We start from the raw sequence: 17,206 nt of genomic DNA on the forward strand, positions 1-17,206 counted from the left end.
ATATAGAAGCTTCACCGGACTGACGAGGAGAACGCCATGTCGGCGAAGAGTGAAGAGCTGCGGGTCGAGCATGTGAAGTCGATGGACCCCATCTGGGACAGCCTGCGCCATGAAGCGCGCGCTGCCGCGCAACAGGAGCCCTTGCTGGCTGCCTTTCTCTATTCGACGGTGCTGAATCATCGTTCGCTGGAGGAATGCGTGATCCATCGGATCTGCGAGCGGCTGGATCATGCCGATCTCCAGGCGGTTCTCCTGCGTCAGACCTTCGAGGAAATGCTGGCCGACTGGCCGGAATGGTCGTCGATCCTGCGGGTCGACATCCAGGCCGTCTACGACCGCGATCCGGCATGCCTGCGCTTTCTCGATCCGGTCCTCTATTTCAAGGGCTTCCATGCGATCCAGACCCATCGCCTGGCCCATTGGCTGCATCGCCACGGCCGCCGCGACCTTGCGCTCTATCTGCAAAGCCGCTCGTCGAGCGTGTTCCAGACCGACATCAATCCGGCGGCACAGATCGGCAAGGGCATCTTTCTCGATCATGCCACGGGTCTCGTCGTCGGCGAGACGGCGCGGATCGGCGACAATGTCTCGATCCTGCACGGCGTCACCCTTGGCGGCACCGGCAAGGAAGGCGCCGATCGCCATCCGAAGATTTCCGATGGCGTGCTGATTGGAGCGGGCGCAAAGGTGCTCGGCAATATCGTCGTCGGCAAATGCTCGCGCGTGGCCGCAGGCTCGGTGGTGCTGAAGGCCGTGCCGCCATGCTCGACCGTTGCCGGTGTTCCGGCCCGCGTCGTCGGCGAGGCCGGCTGCGCCGAGCCGGCGCGCTCGATGGACCAGCTGCTGCGCGGCGAGGATTGAGGTCGCAGGCATGGCCGGCCGGTCAAAACCGGCCATGCCGGGAAGAAATCCGGTCGCCTCGGGTTTACACCGCCAATTGCGCCGTGCGACAAGGCGCACCGATTTGAACAGCCCGATGGAGACACTGGTGAAGCCCGACGAAATCAAGAAGCTCGACGTCTATTTCAAGCGCATGTTCAACCCGAACATGGTCGTCAAGGCCCGTCCCCGCAAGGACGATTCCGCCGAGGTCTATATCGGGGAAGAGTTCCTGGGCGTGGTCTTCAAGGACGATGAGGACGGCGACCTGTCCTATAATTTCTCGATGGCGATCCTCGACGTCGATCTCTGAACCGCAAGGCTTGAGACTGCGTCTTGTCAAAAGTCTGCGGCGCATCAGCATCGCAGGCTTTTTTTGACAGAAATAATACAACCACGGGTTTATGTGCGTCGCACAAAAAACACTTGACCAAAAGTTAAGCTTTCCTTATATTTGAGGCTCAACTCGCGATAGGGAAGGAGATTTCAAGATGTTCAATTTTGAAGAAGCCAACAAGCAGAGCAAGGAAGTGATGGACACGGCGCTGAAGAATTATTCGGAAGTCGCCAAGGCCTTTCAGGCGATCGCTGCCGAGGCGTCCGAATATTCGAAGAAGTCTTTCCAGGACATGACCTCCTACATGGAGGCCCTGACCGGTGTGAAAAGCATCGAGGCCGCCGTCGAACTGCAGCAGGGCTATGTGAAATCCTCCTATGAGGGCTTCATTGCCGAGGCCACCAAGCTGAGTGAAATGTATTCGGATCTGGCCAAGACCGCCTACAAGCCGGTAGAGACTCAGATGAAGAAGGCCACACCGGCCGCTGCCAAAGTCGCAGCCTGAGGCCCATCCATGCATCCTTGCGGGTGCAAATTCAGTGGTTTTGTCGGAACCGGCCGTTCATCGCGGCCGGTTCTTCTGTTTTTATCATCGCAAATCCCCCGCTTTGCGCCTACATTGGACGAACCGCTGCACAATTTCCGTTGGCACCGGAGAGTGGTGGGCTTAAAATCGGCTCAAATCGAACTACTTAATGACAGACGCGCTTCGGACGCTTTTCGCTGGCGCCCGGGCAAGGAGAACGAACGGAATGATCGCCAAGCCACTTCTCATGCAACAGCAAGGGGATGGGGACAACGCCAGTCGCAGCACCTCGGTGATCACGCGTACCAAGCCTAAGACGAAAAAGCCCAATCTGTATCGCGTGCTACTTCTCAATGACGACTATACGCCGATGGAGTTCGTCATTCACATTCTGGAGCGGTTTTTCCAGAAAGACCTGGAAGCCGCGACACGTATCATGTTGCATGTGCATAATCACGGCGTAGGCGAATGTGGCGTGTTCACCTACGAGGTTGCCGAGACCAAGGTCAGCCAGGTGATGGACTTCGCAAGACAGCACGAGCATCCGCTTCAATGCGTGATGGAAAAGAAATGAGGATCTGACTGTGCCAACATTTTCTCCCAGCCTCGAGAAAGCACTGCATCAGGCACTGACCTACGCCAACGAGCGTCACCATGAATATGCGACGCTCGAGCACCTGTTGCTCGCCTTGATCGATGATGCTGACGCTGCCGCCGTAATGGGGGCGTGTAACGTCAATCTGGACGCCCTGCGCAAGACCGTGACCGACTATGTCGACAACGAGCTTGCCAACCTGATTACCGGCTACGACGAGGATTCCAAGCCGACATCCGGCTTCCAGCGCGTCATCCAGCGCGCGGTGATCCATGTCCAGTCGTCCGGTCGCGAGGAAGTCACCGGTGCCAATGTGCTGGTGGCGATCTTTGCCGAACGGGAAAGCCATGCTGCCTATTTCCTGCAGGAGCAGGAAATGACCCGCTACGACGCGGTCAACTACATCAGCCACGGTATCGGCAAGCGCCCCGGCGCCACCCCCTCCCGGCCGCCGCGCGGTGCGGAGGAAAGCGAGGGCGAGGCCAAGCAGGGCCGCGACCCGGAAGAGGCCGGTCAGAAGAAGCAGCAGGAAGCCCTCAAGGCCTACTGCGTCAATCTGAACGAAAAGGCCAAGGGTGGCCGGATTGACCCGCTGATCGGCCGCAATGACGAAGTCAACCGGACCATTCAGGTCCTGTGCCGCCGCTCGAAGAACAATCCGCTCTATGTCGGTGATCCCGGCGTCGGCAAGACGGCGATCGCCGAAGGTCTGGCCAAGCGGATCGTCGAGGGCAAGGTTCCCGAAGCACTCGCCGACGCGACGATCTTCTCGCTCGACATGGGCACGCTTCTGGCCGGCACCCGCTATCGCGGCGATTTCGAAGAACGGTTGAAGCAGGTCGTCAAGGAGCTCGAGGACTATCCTGGCGCAGTGCTGTTCATCGACGAGATCCACACCGTCATCGGTGCGGGCGCGACGTCGGGCGGTGCGATGGATGCCTCCAACCTTCTGAAGCCGGCTTTGTCTTCGGGTGCGATCCGCTGCATCGGTTCGACGACCTACAAGGAATACCGCCAGTTCTTCGAAAAGGACCGGGCCCTTGTTCGCCGCTTCCAGAAGATCGACGTCAACGAGCCGTCGATCGACGATGCGATCGAGATCATGAAGGGGTTGAAGCCGTATTTCGAGGATTACCACAAGCTGCGTTATACCAATGACGCGATCAAGGCTGCGGTGGAACTCTCGGCCCGCTACATCTCCGACCGCAAGCTGCCGGACAAGGCGATCGACGTGATCGACGAGACCGGGGCGGCCCAGATGCTTCTGCCGCAGTCGCGTCGCCGCAAGCTGATCACCGACAAGGAGATCGAGGTCACGATCGCCACCATGGCGCGGATCCCGCCGAAGACGGTGTCGAAGGACGACGAGCAGGTGCTTGCCAATCTCGAGCAGGAACTGCGCTCGGTCGTCTACGGCCAGGATGCCGCCATCGAGGCGCTCTCGACCGCGATCAAGCTGGCGCGTGCCGGCCTTCGCGAGCCCGACAAGCCGATCGGTGCCTATGTCTTTTCCGGCCCGACAGGCGTCGGCAAGACGGAGGTCACCAAGCAGCTTGCCTCGTCGCTCGGGGTGGAACTGCTGCGCTTCGACATGTCGGAATACATGGAGCGGCACACGGTTTCGCGTCTGCTCGGTGCACCTCCCGGCTATGTCGGCTTCGACCAGGGCGGTCTCTTGACCGATGGCGTCGACCAGCATCCGCATTCGGTGGTCCTGCTCGACGAGATCGAGAAGGCGCATCCCGACATCTTCAACATCCTGTTGCAGGTGATGGACCATGGCTCGCTGACCGACCATAACGGTAAGAAGATCGACTTCCGCAACGTCATCCTGATCATGACGACGAATGCGGGGGCGTCCGAAATGGCACGCGCGGCGATCGGCTTCGGCTCGTCCAAGCGCAGCGGCGAAGACGAAGAGGCGTTGAACCGCCTGTTCACCCCGGAATTCCGCAACCGTCTGGATGCGGTCATTCCCTTCGCACCGCTGCCCACCGACGTCATCAACCAGGTCGTGCAGAAGTTCGTCATGCAGCTGGAGAGCCAGCTGTCGGAACGCAATGTCACCTTCGACCTCAGCGATGCGGCCGTCGAATGGCTGGCGACACGCGGTTACGACGAGAAGATGGGTGCGCGACCGCTGGGCCGCGTGATCCAGGAATATATCAAGAAGCCGCTCGCCAACGAGATCCTGTTCGGCAAGCTCAAAAAGGGCGGCGTCGTCAAGGTCGGCACGAAGAAGGACGACAAGGGCGAGGATATCCTCGACCTGGAAACCGTCTCCGAACTGGCGCCGGTCAAGCCGAAGAACGAGCCTGAGCTCGAAGATGCCAAGGACGACGGCAAGAAGAAGAAGCCCGCCAAGGCGAAGTCCAAGGCCAAATCGGCCGCGAGCGACTCGGCCAAGGCCGATGCGGACGACGCGCCGAAGCGCAAGAGTGCCGTACCGCGGGTGCCGAAGAAATAACGCCTGCGAGCGTACCGAGAGCAAGGGGACCGGGCATTGCCCGGTCCCCTTTTTTGCGCTAGCGCATAGGGCATGTCCGATATCCTCGATGACCGCCCCGCCTCCTATTGGCTCCTTCAGGGGATGCGCGGGTTGTTCTCCATTCCCGCCCTGATCCTGATGTGTTCCTTCGTCGGCTTCGCCGCCTTTGCCTTCGAGGCAGGCCTGACGCGCGGCGAGGCGATGTTCATGACCTTCAGCGTCTGGGCCTTGCCGGCGGCGATGATCCTGACCGGCATGCTGTCGGGCGGCGCGCCGCTGATTGCGATCATCGTCGCCGTCTCGCTGTCGTCGATCCGGATGATGCCGATGGTCGCAGCCCTCGTGCCGGAAATCCGCACGAAAAAGACCTCCGTCCTGATCCTGCTTCTCTGCTCCCACGTGGTCGCCATCACCGCCTGGGTGTTCGCCATGCAGACGGTGAAGTCGGTGCCGCGCGAGCACCGCGTCATCTATTTTCTTGGCTTCGGCTACACTCTGACGGCGGTCAACACGCTGATCGTCGGCATCTGCTACGGCCTGGTGGCCGGCTTCCCGCCGCTGGTGGCCGGAGCGCTGTTCTTCCTGACGCCGGTCTATTTCATCGCCTCCATCTGGCTCACGTCGAAACAGGCGGTGGTGCGGCTTGCCTATGTCATCGGCCTGGTGTCCGGCCCGACGCTGGCGCTCCTGCTGCCCGGCTGGGATATCCTGATTGCCGGCATCGGCGGCGGCACGCTTGCCTATCTGATCGATCGCGGCTGGCGCAGCCGCAGGGCTGTCGCGGAGGGTGGCAAGGCATGATCGAGAACTGGTGGGTCTATATCGTCATCATCCTCGGCGGGTGGCTGGCGACCGATGTCTGGCGCTGGCTGGGGGTGATTGCCGGGAGCCGGCTGAATGAAGAGTCCGAAGCGCTGAGATGGGTCCGCGCGGTTGCCACCTCGCTGGTCATGGCCGTCACCGCCAAGCTCGTCGTACTGCCGACCGGCACGCTCGCCGATGCACCGCTCTGGCTGAGGATCGGTGCCGCAGCCCTCGGCTTCTGCGCCTTCCTCGCCAGCGGACAGAAGGTCTTCGTCGGCGTCCTCGTCTCCGTCGGGCTGTTGGTGGGCGGCCTGCTGGCGCTCGGTTGGAGCCTCTGAGGCGCGGGCCTCTTCGCGGCGTCCGCTCTGTTCCCATGATACCGCGCCCGCTTCACAGATACGGTTTCGCCCCCCGTCGGCCATGAGCCAACTCGGCATCCGCGATCACTGGTGATTGGCAGAGCCGCCCTCGTGTGTTGGCGCTCTCGTTTGTCCTCGCGACCGCGATGACGCCGGCGCCACCGGGCCGCGAGTTGGCGATGCGGTGAGGACGGCCGGTTTCTCAGATCTATCGTTTCCAATGACATCTCGACGATCAAGGGCTGGTGTCCGTACCAATCAGGGCGCCGCCTACCGGCAGTCCCAACGTCAGAAAAGCGAACAATCAGGACTGTTTCGAACCTTTTCCCTCTGCCTTGGCACACAGAAGCATGGGTATTTCATCATGGAGGCATACGATGCCGGATGACTTGAATTGGCAGCGAGCGGGGCAAGGTATCGGACCCGGGGACACCGTCCTCCGCGGCGCGCCGTGTGCAGCGTCCGGCTCCACCGCCGTCCGACCGCCGCAGGCTACGCGCCGGCTGCAGGACGAAATTGATGAGTCGATGGATGGCATTGTCCATGCCTTGTCGCGGGGCGCCGATATCCTCGCAGCCGCCAGGGCGGACGAGCTGGCTGCCTATTTGCGGGCAAGGCACATCCAGGTGACCGGCACGCAGATCCTGAAATCGGCCGCCCTGCGTCTTCCTGATGTCATCGATTTCAGGTCGACGGCCCGTCCGTCCGGCGGACAACGGCCGCCAAATTGACAGGACCGTCGACCGCCGTGATCGTGTCGGCGTCTCAGAGCACCGCCTTGATGCGCTCCGCCTGTTCCTTCAGCATCTCGACATCGGCCATGCCGCCGGCATGCGGCTTCAGGGGGACGCCGTCCATGCGCGGCACGACGTGGAAATGCAGGTGGAAGACGGTCTGGCCGGCCGCCGGTTCGTTGAACTGGGCGACATAGACGCCGTCGGCGGCAAACGCTGTCTTGGCGGCCTTGGCCAGCATCTGCACCACGGCGATCAGCTTGCCGAGCACGGCGGGGTCGGCGTCGAGAAGGTTGCGGGCGCGCGATTTCGGAATCACCAGCAGATGGCCCGGCGCCTGCGGCATTACATCCATGAAGGCCAGCGTGTCCTCGTCCTCGTAGAGTTTGACCGAGGGAATTTCGCCGGCGATGATCTTGGCGAAGATATTGTCGGGTTCATAAGCGGCGGTCATCGGGAATCTCCTCGGCTGTTTGGCAGCTAGTTAAAGGGTCACGGCCGTCCGGGGCAAGCCTTTGAGCCGGCCCGGCTATTCGTCCGGCTCGACGCAACGCTGCTGCAATTCCCCGCGGCGGAACGGGCTGTGCTCCTGCAGATATTCGCCGGTATGGGCGACGTCCTCCCGCTCGTGATCGAGATAGTCCGATATCGCCTGCCGCAGGCCCGGATGCGGAATGTAGTGGGCGGAATGGGTGGTAACCGGCAGATAGCCCCGCGCCAGCTTGTGCTCGCCCTGCGCGCCCGCCTCCACGGTCTTCATCTTGTGGGCGAGGGCAAAATCGATCGCCTGGTGATAACAGACCTCGAAATGCAGGAAGGGGTGATCCTCGATACATCCCCAGTGGCGCCCATAAAGCGTGTCCGAACCGATGAAATTGATCGCGCCCGCGACATAGCGACCCTCGCGCTTGGCCATGACCAGCAATATGTCGTCCGGCATGCGTTCGCCGATCAGCGAATAGAAGTTCCGCGTCAGATAGGGCTTGCCCCATTTGCGGCCGCCCGTGTCGGCATAGAAGGCATAGAACTGGTCCCACACGTTCTCTGTCAGGTCGCGGCCGGTCAGCCAGTCGATCGTGATCCCGCCTTCCAGCGCCGCCCGTCTTTCCTTGCGCAGGTTCTTGCGCTTGGACGACGAGAGTTCCGCCAGGAACGCCTCGTGATCGGCATAGCCCTTGTTGATGAAATGGAACTGCTGGTCGGTGCGGTGCAGATAGCCGGCGCTTTCGAAGGCGGTCAGCTCGTCTTCCGGCAGGAAGGTGACATGGGCGGAGGATGCGCCGAGGCGCTGGGTGACTTCCGCCAGGCTCTCGGCGAGCACAGCCTGGGCGCTCAACGCCTCGACCCCGCGGCCGGTCAGCAGGCGCGGTCCTGTCGCCGGGGTGAACGGCACCGAACACTGCAGCTTCGGATAATAGCGCCCGCCGGCCCGCTCGAAGGCATCGGCCCAGCCCCAGTCGAAGACATATTCGCCGCGGCTGTGGTTTTTCAGATAGCAGGGCATGGCGCCGATCAGCGGTCCGCCTTCGGTTTCCATCAGCAGATGATGGCCCAGCCAGCCGGTTTCGCGCGTGGCGGAGCCGGACTGTTCGAGCGAGGAAAGGAAGGCGTGGCTGAGAAACGGATTATAGGTCTCGCCGTCGCGCCGGACGGTGCCGGTGAGCCGCCCCCAGTCCTCGGGCGCGATCTCGTCGAAGGATCCTGCGATCCTGATGGTGACGTTTTGCGTCATGCGGTCGCTGTCTGCTGTTTCCTGGAGCATCGGGCCGGAAGTCGGAACGGCCGTTCCGCAAGGCCCGATGCCGGGTTTGAAAGAGCTGGAGCGTTCCCTATGCGTCCGATCGGGCGCCGGTTGCTCCAGGGTCGAAGCCTTCGAAGGTCATCTGATCAGCATGCATATAGGTCCGCTCGCGCATCATTTCATCCCTGACCGTCCAGGTAATGACCGGTAGCCCGCGCGCGCGCTGGGCGGCGATGAAGCTGTTGGGCAGATGCGCCACGGCATAGGAGATGAAGTCCAGGCCATAGGCCATGGCCTCGTCGTGGATGAAGAAGTCTTCCGGCTTGGCGCCTTCCGCCGTCAGTCCGACGGGGTAGGGGCATTTGGCCTCCTTCAGCGCCTTCAGCAGGTGATGATCGAAACTCATCAGCGCGACGGGGCCCTTGTAGCCTTCGAGCACTTCCAGCACGTCGTCGGCAAAGCCGTCATCGTCCTCGGCCTTGGCGCCCTTCAGTTCGATCACCAGCGGCACCTGGCCCTTTACCCGGTCAAACAGCTGTTTCAGCGTCGGAATCTTTTCCTTCGTCCCGCCGATGGAGAGAGCCTGCAGTTCGACGGCGGTGCGCTCGCGCACCTCGCCATTGATGCCGCAAAGCCGCTTCAGGTCGCCGTCATGAAAGACCATCGGCACGCTGTCGGCCGACAGCTGGATATCGCATTCGATGGCAAAGCCCGCCTCGATGGCGCGGGTTGCCGCCGCCAGGGTGTTTTCCCAGACGGCCTTGTTCATGTCGTGAAGCCCGCGATGGGCGATCGGCTGCTCGGTGAGAAAGGCCAGTGGCGCCATCAGGCGATCTCGATGATGGCGTCGATCTCGACGGCGGCGTTCATCGGCAGCGCGGCCATGCCGACGGCGGCGCGGGCGTGGCGGCCGGCATCGCCCAGGATGTCGGCGATCAGGTTGGAGGCGCCGTTGATGACGAGATGCTGGTCGGTGAAGCCGGCGCCGGAAGCGACGAAGCCGTTGAGCTTGATGATCCGCACGATGCGCGACAAGTCGCCGCCGAGCGCCGCCTTTGCCTGCGCCAGGATGTTGATGGCGCAGAGTTCGGCCGCGCGCTGCGCGTCTTCAAGCGCCACTTCGGTGCCCACCAGCCCGGTCACCCCAACTTTGCCGTTTTCCATCGGCAATTGTCCGGAGAGATAGAGCAGGTTGCCGCTGATGACATAAGGAACATAGTTTGCGGCAGGGGCGGCCGCTGCGGGCAGGGCGATGCCCTTGGCCTCGAGGCGGCTTTCGATGGTCTGTGACATTTTAATTACCCGGTTTTGTTGTAAAGTGGCCCGGAATCCTGCATTCAAGGGGCAAGGGGCCGTGAGAGAAACGCACGGGATTCTCATATCGCATCTGTGGCGAGTCCGACAGGAGGAATTGCATGAAACGCGCGACGACGGCGATTGCGTTGAGCGTGGGCGCTCTGTCACTTTGCATCGGCACGGACGGCGCACGCGCCGGCGTCGGTGAGGGCCTGATCGGCCACCGGGCGGTCTATGACGTTGCCCTTCAGGATGCCTCCGACCGCTCCGGCATCGAAGGGCTGGAAGGCCGGCTGGTCTACCAATTCAGCGGCACCGCCTGCTCGGGCTACACCACCAATTTCCGCTTCGTGAACCGGATCGACACCGGCGACGATGTGCGCATCACCGACCAGCAGAGCGTGATGTACGAGGACGTGAAGAGCGGCCGCTTCGAATTCGAGACCAAGTCCTTCACCGACCAGCGTCTCGACAAGGGCGTCAGCGGCGCGGCGCAGGAAGACGACAAGGGCATCAAGATCAATCTGACGAAGCCCGACCAGCGCATGGTCGAGATTGCCGACAGCCGGTTTCCGGCCGCCCACATGATCGAGATCATCAAGCATGCCGAGCGCCACCAGCACATTTTCGAAACCCGGATCTTTGACGGCTCGGAAGACGGCGATATCGGCTATCTGACGACCGTCGTCGTCGGCGACCAGGAAAAGCCGAAAAAGCCGGATGCGGAAACCAGGGCGATGGGGAAGGATCTTGCCTCGATGCCCTATTGGCCTGTGTCCATCGCCTATTACGATGACAAGAACCCGGGCGACCAGCTGCCGGTCTATACCCAGACCTTCAAGCTTTACGAGAACGGCATCACCCGGGATCTGACGCTCGACTATGGCGACTTCGTGCTGAAGGCACGGCTGAAGACGCTGGATGTTCTCGACGACGGCGCCTGCCACTGACGCCTGACCGCTGCCGGGCGGCTTGTCCCGTCTTTTGTCACAAATTCCTTGCTTTCCCGTCCCGGGACCTATATGGGCACCTCCATTCCACACGCGTGGCTTGGGATTGACCGGGAGAAATCCGGTCCGTTCCGCCGGTGGCATCGAAGATGCTGTTTGCTGCGCGGGGGTTAAACCGGAAAAAGGAGAACAGGCATGGCATTGCCCGATTTTACCATGCGCCAGCTGCTGGAAGCAGGCGTACACTTTGGTCACCAGACGCACCGCTGGAACCCGAAGATGAAACCTTACATCTTTGGTGACCGCAGCAACGTCCACATCATCGACCTCGCTCAGACCGTCCCGATGCTTTCGAAGGCCCTTCAGGTCGTTTCCGACACGGTAGCCCGTGGCGGTCGCGTTCTGTTCGTCGGCACCAAGCGTCAGGCATCCGAGCAGATCGCCGATGCTGCCAAGCGTTCGGCCCAGTATTACGTCAACTCCCGCTGGCTCGGCGGCATGATGACCAACTGGAAGACCATCTCGAACTCGATCGCGCGTCTGCGCAAGCTCGACGAGATCCTGAACTCGGAAGCGCAGGGCTTCACCAAGAAGGAGCGTCTGACCCTCGACCGCGAACGCGAGAAGCTTGAAAAGGCCCTCGGCGGTATCCGCGACATGGGCGGCACTCCGGACCTGATGTTCATCATCGACACCAACAAGGAAAAGATCGCGATCGACGAAGCCAAGCGCCTCGGCATCCCGGTCGTCGCGATCATCGACTCGAACTGCGATCCGGACCAGATCGACTATGCGATCCCGGGCAATGACGACGCATCGCGCGCCATCGCCTTCTACTGCGACCTGATCGCACGCGCTGCCATCGACGGCATCGCGCGCCAGCAGGGCGCATCCGGTCGCGATCTCGGTGCTTCGGACGAAGCGCTGATCGAGCCGGCTCTGGAAGAAGAAGCAAGCGCCAGCGCCTGAGGCGTCGGCCATCGAGGCGGGGCCGTTCAGGCGGCCCCGGCTTCGGTCAGGACCTGGCCGCCACACCCTTTGACAAAAGGATGCTTGGGCGGCCTGTTCCTTTGAGGCGTGGCGATCGCCGGATCCGTCCGGCCTGTTGCGCCTTCGGGGACATTTTGACGTGATGGGAGTTTCATCACGACGTCATATTCAAGGGTACATTTCGTGCCTATGCGCGCCGATCGCGGCCGACTGAGCTGCATCTGCGCCGAGCGAAACGATCAAGAGGCAAACAATGGCTGAAATCACTGCTGCACTGGTGAAGGAACTGCGCGAAAAGAGCGGCGCAGGCATGATGGACTGCAAGAAGGCGCTCACCGAGAACAACGGTGACATGGAAGCCGCCATCGACTGGCTGCGCGCCAAGGGCATCGCCAAGGCCGACAAGAAGTCGGGCCGCACGGCCGCCGAAGGTCTGATCGGTGTGGCCAGCGCCGGCACGGCGGCTGTCGTCGTCGAAGTCAACTCGGAAACCGACTTCGTGGCCCGCAACGATGCCTTCCAGGACATGGTCCGCGGCTTTGCCCAGGTCGCCCTGGAAACCGACGGTTCGGTCGAGGCTGTTGCGGCTGCAACCTATCCGGCAACCGGCAAGTCGGTCGCCGACTCGATCAAGGACGCGATCGGCACGATCGGCGAGAACATGAGCCTTCGCCGCGCAGCCCGCCTCGAGGTCGAAGAGGGCGTCGTCGCCACCTACGTCCACAATGCGGTTGCCGACGGTCTCGGCAAGCTCGGCGTTCTCGTGGCGCTGAAGTCGACCGGCGACAAGGAAAAGCTGACGCAGATCGGTCGCCAGATCGCCATGCATGTTGCCGCCACCAACCCGCTCGCCATCCGCGCGGAAGAAGTCGATGCCGCCGTCGCCGAGCGCGAGCGCAACGTCTTCATCGAGCAGTCGCGGGAGTCCGGCAAGCCGGAAGCGATCATCGAGAAGATGGTCGAAGGCCGCATGCGCAAGTTCTTCGAGGAAGTCGCGCTTCTGTCGCAGGCCTTCGTCATCAACCCCGACCTGACGGTCGGTGCTGCGCTGAAGGAAGCCGAAAAGGAGGTCGGCGCGCCGATCGAACTGACCGGCATGGCCCGTCTGCTGCTCGGCGAAGGCGTCGAGAAGGAAGAAAGCGACTTCGCAGCCGAAGTGGCGGCTGCTGCCAAGGGTTGATTCCTGTCGAAGGGATCGCCCTCGTTAGGGAAAACTCAGGGCATCGCGTGACAACGCGATGCCCTTCGTGTATCCGGCTGTGAGTTCATTTTGAGGAGCCGACATGACGTCAAAACCGCTCTATAAACGGGTTCTTCTGAAGGCCTCCGGCGAGGCACTGATGGGCAGTCAGGGCTTCGGCATCGACGTGGCCGTGGCCGACCGGATTGCTTCTGACATTGCCAATGCACGCCAGATGGGCGTCGAGGTCGGCGTTGTCGTCGGCGGCGGCAACATTTTCCGTGGCGTGGCCGTGGCCTCCAAGGGCGGCGACCGGGTAACAGGCGACCACATGGGCATGCTCGGCACGGTGATCAATGCGCTGGCGCTGGCGACCTCGCTGCGCAAGCTCGATGTCGAGACCGTCGTCCTCTCGGCGATCGCCATGCCCGAGATCTGCGAAAGCTTCACCCAGCGTCGTGCCCAGCACCATCTGGCGCAGGGGCGCGTCGTGATCTTCGCCGGCGGCACCGGCAATCCCTATTTCACCACCGACTCCGCCGCCGCCCTGCGCGCGGCCGAAATGAATGCCGAGGCGATCTTCAAGGGCACCCAGGTGGACGGCATCTATTCCGCCGATCCGAAAAAGGTGCCGGACGCCACCCGCTTCGATCAGCTGACCCATAGCGAAGTCCTGGAAAAGGGCCTGGCGGTGATGGATGTGGCGGCCGTGGCCCTGGCCCGCGAAAACGCGATTCCGATCATCGTCTTCTCGATCCACGAGACGGGCGGCTTTTGCGATATCCTGGCAGGCGGTGGCCGCAAGACCATCGTCTCCGACACTTGACTTGAACGAGGCATCCCGCGCGCAATGATGATGCGAGGCGATGCCGGGGAAGAACGGGAGTTACCGACAATGACTGAAGGCATTGACCTGAATGACATCAAGCGCCGCATGGACGGTGCGATCAACGCGTTCCAGAGCGACATCGCGTCGCTGCGCACCGGGCGCGCCTCGGCCAACATTCTCGATCCGGTGACGGTCGAGGCCTATGGATCGCGCGTGCCTTTGAACCAGGTGGCCAATATTACGGTCCCTGAGCCGCGCATGCTCGGCGTCTCGATCTGGGACAAGTCGATGGTCGGCGCCGTCGACCGCGCCATCCGCGAGAGCAATCTCGGCCTCAATCCGATCATGGATGGGCAGAACCTGCGCATCCCGTTGCCGGAACTCAACGAAGAGCGCCGCAAGTCGCTGGTCAAGGTCGCCCATGACTATGCCGAAAAGAGCAAGGTCGCGATTCGTCACGTGCGCCGGGACGGCATGGACGGTCTGAAGAAGTCCGAAAAGGACGGCGTGATCGGCCAGGACGAGAGTCGCGCGCTTTCCGAAAAGGTGCAAAAGATGACCGACGACACGATTTCCGACGTTGATCGCTTGCTCGTCGAAAAGGAAAAGGAAATCATGCAGGTCTAATTGCCTGCGACTGTGCTGAAATCTCGTCTTAGCGGAAAGCCTATGTCGACACACGACCATCGTCAGCCGCCGGAGCATGTGGCCATCATCATGGACGGCAACGGCCGTTGGGCGAGTGCGCGCGGCCTGCCGCGCACGGTCGGGCATCGTCAGGGCGTCGAAGCCGTGCGGGAATGCGTGCGCTGCGCCGGCGAGGTCGGTATCCGCTATCTGACGCTGTTTGCCTTCTCCTCGGAGAACTGGCGCCGCCCGGAAGCGGAGATCTCCGATCTGTTCGGCCTGCTGCGCGCCTTTATCCGCCGCGACCTGGCCGAACTGCATCGGGCCAATGTCCGCGTTCGGGTCATCGGCGACCGCCACAACCTCAAGAGCGACATCCTGCCGCTTCTGGTCGAGGCGGAAGAGACGACCCGCGCCAATACCGGGCTGACGCTTGTGATCGCCTTCAACTACGGCTCGCGCGACGAGATCGCGCGCGCCGCAGCGGCGCTGGCGGCCGACGTGGCCGCCGGCCGGCTGTCGGCCGACGCGGTGACGGCCGATGCGATTGCCGGGCGGCTCGACACGGTCGGCATGCCGGATCCCGATCTCATCATCCGCACCAGCGGTGAGGAACGCCTCTCCAACTTCCTGCTCTGGCAGGCGGCTTATTCCGAATTGATGTTCGTGCCGGAGTTCTGGCCGGATTTCAGCCGGGAAACCTTTCTCGGCGCTCTGGAGCGCTACTATGCGCGCGAACGCCGCTTCGGCGGGTTGACGGCGGAGCCGGCCATTGCGGTCAGGTCCTGAGGTTTGATGTCAGAAGAACTCAGACTGCGCATCCTTTCTTCCATCGTCCTGATTCCCCTGGTGCTCGGCGCGACCTGGCTCGGCGACATTGCCTTCCGGGCGATCTCCGCCCTGATCGGCCTGCTGATCTATTATGAATGGTCGACGATCACCGGCCTGGCCGACAAGTCGCTGCGCGGCAATGCCTGGGGCTGGCTGTCGATCGTCGTCGTCTGCCTGAATTTGCTGTTCGGTTCGCCGGACATGACGCTGCCGCTGCTGTCGGGCTTTGTCGTGACCGTGCTGATCCTCGCCATTCTCGGGCGGGTCTGCGGCTGGCTGCCGGGCGGTATTGCCTATGCCGGCCTGTCGGCCGTGTCCCTTGCCGCGATCCGGGGCGATGATGCCGTCGGCTTCAGCGCCATGATCTTCGTCTTCGTTATCGTCTGGGCCACCGACATTCTGGCCTATTTCGTCGGCCGGGCGATCGGCGGCCCCAAGCTCGCGCCGCGCATCTCGCCCGGCAAGACCTGGTCGGGCGCAATCGGCGGCACGATTGCCGGCGTGATCGGCGGTCTGCTGGTGGCCCTGACGATCTTCCAGACGGTCAGCGTCTGGAACGTCGCGGTCGCCCTGCTGCTGTCGGTCTCCAGCCAGATTGGCGACCTGTTCGAATCCTTCATCAAGCGCCGGTTCGGGGTGAAAGATTCCAGTCGCCTCATTCCGGGCCATGGCGGCGTCATGGATCGGGTGGACGGACTTGTTTTCGCCTGTTTTGCAGCCTTCTTCTTGGCGATTATCTATGCGGCGATCGATGCACGCTCGGTTGACACGCTTGGCAGCTTCCTGTTCGGTCTCTGAGAGCCGATACGCGAGCGAAAGGTTGAAGCTAAAATGCAGTTCATCATGTCGATCGGCCATCTGCTTGTCGGATACATCGTTCCGTTCGTGCTGGTCCTGACGCTGCTCGTCTTCGTTCACGAAATGGGCCACTATCTCGTCGGCCGCTGGTCGGGCATCCGCATTCTGGCCTTTTCGGTCGGCTTCGGGCCGGAGCTGATCGGCCGGACGGATGCCAAGGGCACGCGCTGGAAGATCTGTGCCATTCCGCTTGGCGGCTATGTCCGCTTCTTCGGCGATGCCGATGCGGCGAGCAAGCCGGAACAGGATGAGCTCGAGGCGATGAGCGATGAGGACCGCGCCCAGACGCTGGCAGGTGCCGCGCTGTGGAAGAGGGCGGCCACCGTTGCGGCCGGCCCGATCGCCAATTTCCTGCTGGCGATCCTGATCTTCGCGGTGCTGCTTGGCGTGTACGGCAAGCCGATTGCCGATCCCGTCGTCGCCGAAGTCAAGCCGGAGAGTGCCGCAGCCGTTGCCGGCGTGCGTGCGGGCGACCGGCTGCTGTCGCTGGACGGCGAGAAGGTCGCCACCTTCGACGACGTCCGCCGCTATGTGAGCATGCGCCCCGAGGTCCCGATCGCCGTGTCGCTGGAACGCGGCGGCGAGGTCGTCGATCTTCAGATGACGCCGCGGCGCACCGAGATCACCGACCAGTTCGGCAACAAGATGGAAGTCGGCCTGATCGGAATCGTCACGAATCAGGAAAGCGGCAATTTCCGGATCGAGAATCTCGGGCCCGGTCAGGCCCTCGCGGAGGGTGTTCGGGAGACCTGGCACGTGGTTGCCGGGACGTTCGATTACCTGTCCAACCTGTTCAGGGGCCGGATGAATGCCGATCAGCTGGGCGGACCGGTGCGTGTTGCACAGGCATCCGGTCAAATGGCATCCCTGGGCGTTGCAGCCGTGCTACAGCTTGCGGCAGTACTTTCGGTATCGATCGGTCTTTTGAACCTGATGCCGGTCCCGGTCCTCGACGGTGGTCATCTGGTGCTTTATGCATTGGAGGCGGTCCGTGGGAAACCGGTGGGACCGGGGGTCCAGGAAATTGCATTTCGCATCGGTCTCGCGATGATTTTGTCGCTGATGGTGTTTGCGACATGGAACGACATAAGCAGGTTAATCGGCTGACCCGGCTTGCGGGTCGCAGGAAGGATTTGTTTACGATGTTTCAAACTGATAGTGGCGTATGTGACACGCTTGGAA

The 17,206-nt window shown here is 62.3% G+C and carries 20 protein-coding genes; 16 read left to right on the forward strand and 4 right to left on the reverse strand.

What is annotated here, in order from left to right; genetic code table 11:
• The first annotated feature begins 36 nt into the window (after positions 1–36).
• The 8 genes from cysE to J2Z17_RS06795 all read left to right on the forward strand — a co-directional run bounded on the left by cysE (position 37) and on the right by J2Z17_RS06795 (position 6,719).
• Positions 37–861, forward strand: a complete 825-nt coding sequence (gene cysE, locus J2Z17_RS06760; RefSeq protein WP_209943404.1) for a serine O-acetyltransferase — start codon at positions 37–39, stop codon at positions 859–861.
• 127 nt (positions 862–988) lie between these two features.
• Positions 989–1,192: a DUF3126 family protein gene (locus J2Z17_RS06765; RefSeq protein WP_209943759.1), complete on the forward strand. Its 204-nt coding sequence runs from the start codon at positions 989–991 to the stop codon at positions 1,190–1,192.
• Positions 1,193–1,370: 178 nt separating this feature from the next.
• Positions 1,371–1,721: a phasin family protein gene (locus J2Z17_RS06770; RefSeq protein WP_209943406.1), complete on the forward strand. Its 351-nt coding sequence runs from the start codon at positions 1,371–1,373 to the stop codon at positions 1,719–1,721.
• A gap of 247 nt (positions 1,722–1,968) precedes the next feature.
• Positions 1,969–2,316 (forward strand): ATP-dependent Clp protease adapter ClpS, encoded by a 348-nt coding sequence (gene clpS, locus J2Z17_RS06775; RefSeq protein ID WP_209943408.1) that lies wholly within the window; start codon positions 1,969–1,971, stop codon positions 2,314–2,316.
• A 10-nt stretch (positions 2,317–2,326) separates the two neighbouring features.
• A complete protein-coding gene (gene clpA, locus J2Z17_RS06780; protein ID WP_209943410.1) occupies positions 2,327–4,804 on the forward strand; it encodes an ATP-dependent Clp protease ATP-binding subunit ClpA in 2,478 nt (825 codons plus the stop codon).
• A 72-nt stretch (positions 4,805–4,876) separates the two neighbouring features.
• The gene (locus J2Z17_RS06785; RefSeq protein WP_245223910.1) at positions 4,877–5,626 is read left to right on the forward strand and encodes an AzlC family ABC transporter permease; all 750 of its coding nucleotides are present in this window, start codon (positions 4,877–4,879) and stop codon (positions 5,624–5,626) included.
• Positions 5,623–5,967, forward strand: a complete 345-nt coding sequence (locus J2Z17_RS06790; RefSeq protein ID WP_209943412.1) for an AzlD domain-containing protein — start codon at positions 5,623–5,625, stop codon at positions 5,965–5,967. The genes J2Z17_RS06785 and J2Z17_RS06790 overlap by 4 nt, the downstream gene beginning before the upstream one ends.
• A gap of 398 nt (positions 5,968–6,365) precedes the next feature.
• Positions 6,366–6,719 carry a hypothetical protein gene (locus J2Z17_RS06795; protein WP_209943415.1) on the forward strand — a complete coding sequence of 118 codons (354 nt, stop codon included), beginning with the start codon at positions 6,366–6,368 and terminating at the stop codon, positions 6,717–6,719.
• Between the two features lie 34 nt (positions 6,720–6,753).
• Here the strand turns inward: J2Z17_RS06795 and J2Z17_RS06800 are convergent, their stop codons facing one another.
• The 4 genes from J2Z17_RS06800 to J2Z17_RS06815 all read right to left on the reverse strand — a co-directional run bounded on the left by J2Z17_RS06800 (position 6,754) and on the right by J2Z17_RS06815 (position 9,756).
• Positions 6,754–7,176 carry an HIT family protein gene (locus J2Z17_RS06800; protein ID WP_209943417.1) on the reverse strand — a complete coding sequence of 141 codons (423 nt, stop codon included), beginning with the start codon at positions 7,174–7,176 and terminating at the stop codon, positions 6,754–6,756.
• A 75-nt stretch (positions 7,177–7,251) separates the two neighbouring features.
• Positions 7,252–8,454 carry a GNAT family N-acetyltransferase gene (locus J2Z17_RS06805; protein WP_209943419.1) on the reverse strand — a complete coding sequence of 401 codons (1,203 nt, stop codon included), beginning with the start codon at positions 8,452–8,454 and terminating at the stop codon, positions 7,252–7,254.
• A gap of 97 nt (positions 8,455–8,551) precedes the next feature.
• Complete coding sequence (locus J2Z17_RS06810) at positions 8,552–9,289, reverse strand: glycerophosphodiester phosphodiesterase (protein ID WP_377300225.1); 738 nt, start codon at positions 9,287–9,289, stop codon at positions 8,552–8,554.
• Complete coding sequence (locus J2Z17_RS06815; RefSeq protein ID WP_209943421.1) at positions 9,289–9,756, reverse strand: RidA family protein; 468 nt, start codon at positions 9,754–9,756, stop codon at positions 9,289–9,291. The genes J2Z17_RS06810 and J2Z17_RS06815 overlap by 1 nt, the downstream gene beginning before the upstream one ends.
• 122 nt (positions 9,757–9,878) lie before the next feature.
• Between J2Z17_RS06815 and J2Z17_RS06820 the strand changes: the two genes are divergently transcribed.
• The 8 genes from J2Z17_RS06820 to rseP all read left to right on the forward strand — a co-directional run bounded on the left by J2Z17_RS06820 (position 9,879) and on the right by rseP (position 17,131).
• Positions 9,879–10,709: a cell envelope integrity EipB family protein gene (locus tag J2Z17_RS06820; protein WP_209943423.1), complete on the forward strand. Its 831-nt coding sequence runs from the start codon at positions 9,879–9,881 to the stop codon at positions 10,707–10,709.
• 195 nt (positions 10,710–10,904) lie between these two features.
• A complete protein-coding gene (gene rpsB / locus J2Z17_RS06825) occupies positions 10,905–11,678 on the forward strand; it encodes a 30S ribosomal protein S2 (protein WP_209943425.1) in 774 nt (257 codons plus the stop codon).
• Between the two features lie 274 nt (positions 11,679–11,952).
• Positions 11,953–12,879, forward strand: a complete 927-nt coding sequence (tsf, locus tag J2Z17_RS06830; RefSeq protein ID WP_209943427.1) for a translation elongation factor Ts — start codon at positions 11,953–11,955, stop codon at positions 12,877–12,879.
• Between the two features lie 103 nt (positions 12,880–12,982).
• Positions 12,983–13,705 (forward strand): UMP kinase, encoded by a 723-nt coding sequence (gene pyrH, locus J2Z17_RS06835; protein WP_209943429.1) that lies wholly within the window; start codon positions 12,983–12,985, stop codon positions 13,703–13,705.
• A gap of 69 nt (positions 13,706–13,774) precedes the next feature.
• The gene (gene frr / locus J2Z17_RS06840; RefSeq protein WP_209943431.1) at positions 13,775–14,335 is read left to right on the forward strand and encodes a ribosome recycling factor; all 561 of its coding nucleotides are present in this window, start codon (positions 13,775–13,777) and stop codon (positions 14,333–14,335) included.
• A gap of 42 nt (positions 14,336–14,377) precedes the next feature.
• Positions 14,378–15,124, forward strand: a complete 747-nt coding sequence (locus J2Z17_RS06845; RefSeq protein ID WP_209943433.1) for an isoprenyl transferase — start codon at positions 14,378–14,380, stop codon at positions 15,122–15,124.
• A 6-nt stretch (positions 15,125–15,130) separates the two neighbouring features.
• A complete protein-coding gene (locus tag J2Z17_RS06850; RefSeq protein ID WP_209943435.1) occupies positions 15,131–15,964 on the forward strand; it encodes a phosphatidate cytidylyltransferase in 834 nt (277 codons plus the stop codon).
• A gap of 33 nt (positions 15,965–15,997) precedes the next feature.
• Entirely contained in the window at positions 15,998–17,131 is a 1,134-nt protein-coding gene (gene rseP, locus J2Z17_RS06855) for an RIP metalloprotease RseP (RefSeq protein ID WP_245223911.1), read from the forward strand.
• Positions 17,132–17,206: the final 75 nt, after the last annotated feature.

Origin of the sequence: Heterorhizobium halophytocola, assembly GCF_017873095.1 — a bacterium.
GTDB classification, from domain to species: domain Bacteria; phylum Pseudomonadota; class Alphaproteobacteria; order Rhizobiales; family Rhizobiaceae; genus Allorhizobium; species Allorhizobium halophytocola.

Coding starts and splice junctions, on each gene's coding strand:
- cysE (WP_209943404.1), top strand. CDS start 37: ATGTCGGCGAAGAGTGAAGAGCTGCGGGTCGAGCATGTGAAGTCGATG.
- J2Z17_RS06770 (WP_209943406.1), top strand. CDS start 1,371: ATGTTCAATTTTGAAGAAGCCAACAAGCAGAGCAAGGAAGTGATGGAC.
- clpS (WP_209943408.1), top strand. CDS start 1,969: ATGATCGCCAAGCCACTTCTCATGCAACAGCAAGGGGATGGGGACAAC.
- J2Z17_RS06785 (WP_245223910.1), top strand. CDS start 4,877: ATGTCCGATATCCTCGATGACCGCCCCGCCTCCTATTGGCTCCTTCAG.
- J2Z17_RS06790 (WP_209943412.1), top strand. CDS start 5,623: ATGATCGAGAACTGGTGGGTCTATATCGTCATCATCCTCGGCGGGTGG.
- J2Z17_RS06795 (WP_209943415.1), top strand. CDS start 6,366: ATGCCGGATGACTTGAATTGGCAGCGAGCGGGGCAAGGTATCGGACCC.
- J2Z17_RS06800 (WP_209943417.1), bottom strand. CDS start 7,176: ATGACCGCCGCTTATGAACCCGACAATATCTTCGCCAAGATCATCGCC.
- J2Z17_RS06805 (WP_209943419.1), bottom strand. CDS start 8,454: ATGACGCAAAACGTCACCATCAGGATCGCAGGATCCTTCGACGAGATC.
- J2Z17_RS06810 (WP_377300225.1), bottom strand. CDS start 9,289: ATGGCGCCACTGGCCTTTCTCACCGAGCAGCCGATCGCCCATCGCGGG.
- J2Z17_RS06815 (WP_209943421.1), bottom strand. CDS start 9,756: ATGTCACAGACCATCGAAAGCCGCCTCGAGGCCAAGGGCATCGCCCTG.
- J2Z17_RS06820 (WP_209943423.1), top strand. CDS start 9,879: ATGAAACGCGCGACGACGGCGATTGCGTTGAGCGTGGGCGCTCTGTCA.
- rpsB (WP_209943425.1), top strand. CDS start 10,905: ATGGCATTGCCCGATTTTACCATGCGCCAGCTGCTGGAAGCAGGCGTA.
- tsf (WP_209943427.1), top strand. CDS start 11,953: ATGGCTGAAATCACTGCTGCACTGGTGAAGGAACTGCGCGAAAAGAGC.
- pyrH (WP_209943429.1), top strand. CDS start 12,983: ATGACGTCAAAACCGCTCTATAAACGGGTTCTTCTGAAGGCCTCCGGC.
- frr (WP_209943431.1), top strand. CDS start 13,775: ATGACTGAAGGCATTGACCTGAATGACATCAAGCGCCGCATGGACGGT.
- J2Z17_RS06845 (WP_209943433.1), top strand. CDS start 14,378: ATGTCGACACACGACCATCGTCAGCCGCCGGAGCATGTGGCCATCATC.
- J2Z17_RS06850 (WP_209943435.1), top strand. CDS start 15,131: ATGTCAGAAGAACTCAGACTGCGCATCCTTTCTTCCATCGTCCTGATT.
- rseP (WP_245223911.1), top strand. CDS start 15,998: ATGCAGTTCATCATGTCGATCGGCCATCTGCTTGTCGGATACATCGTT.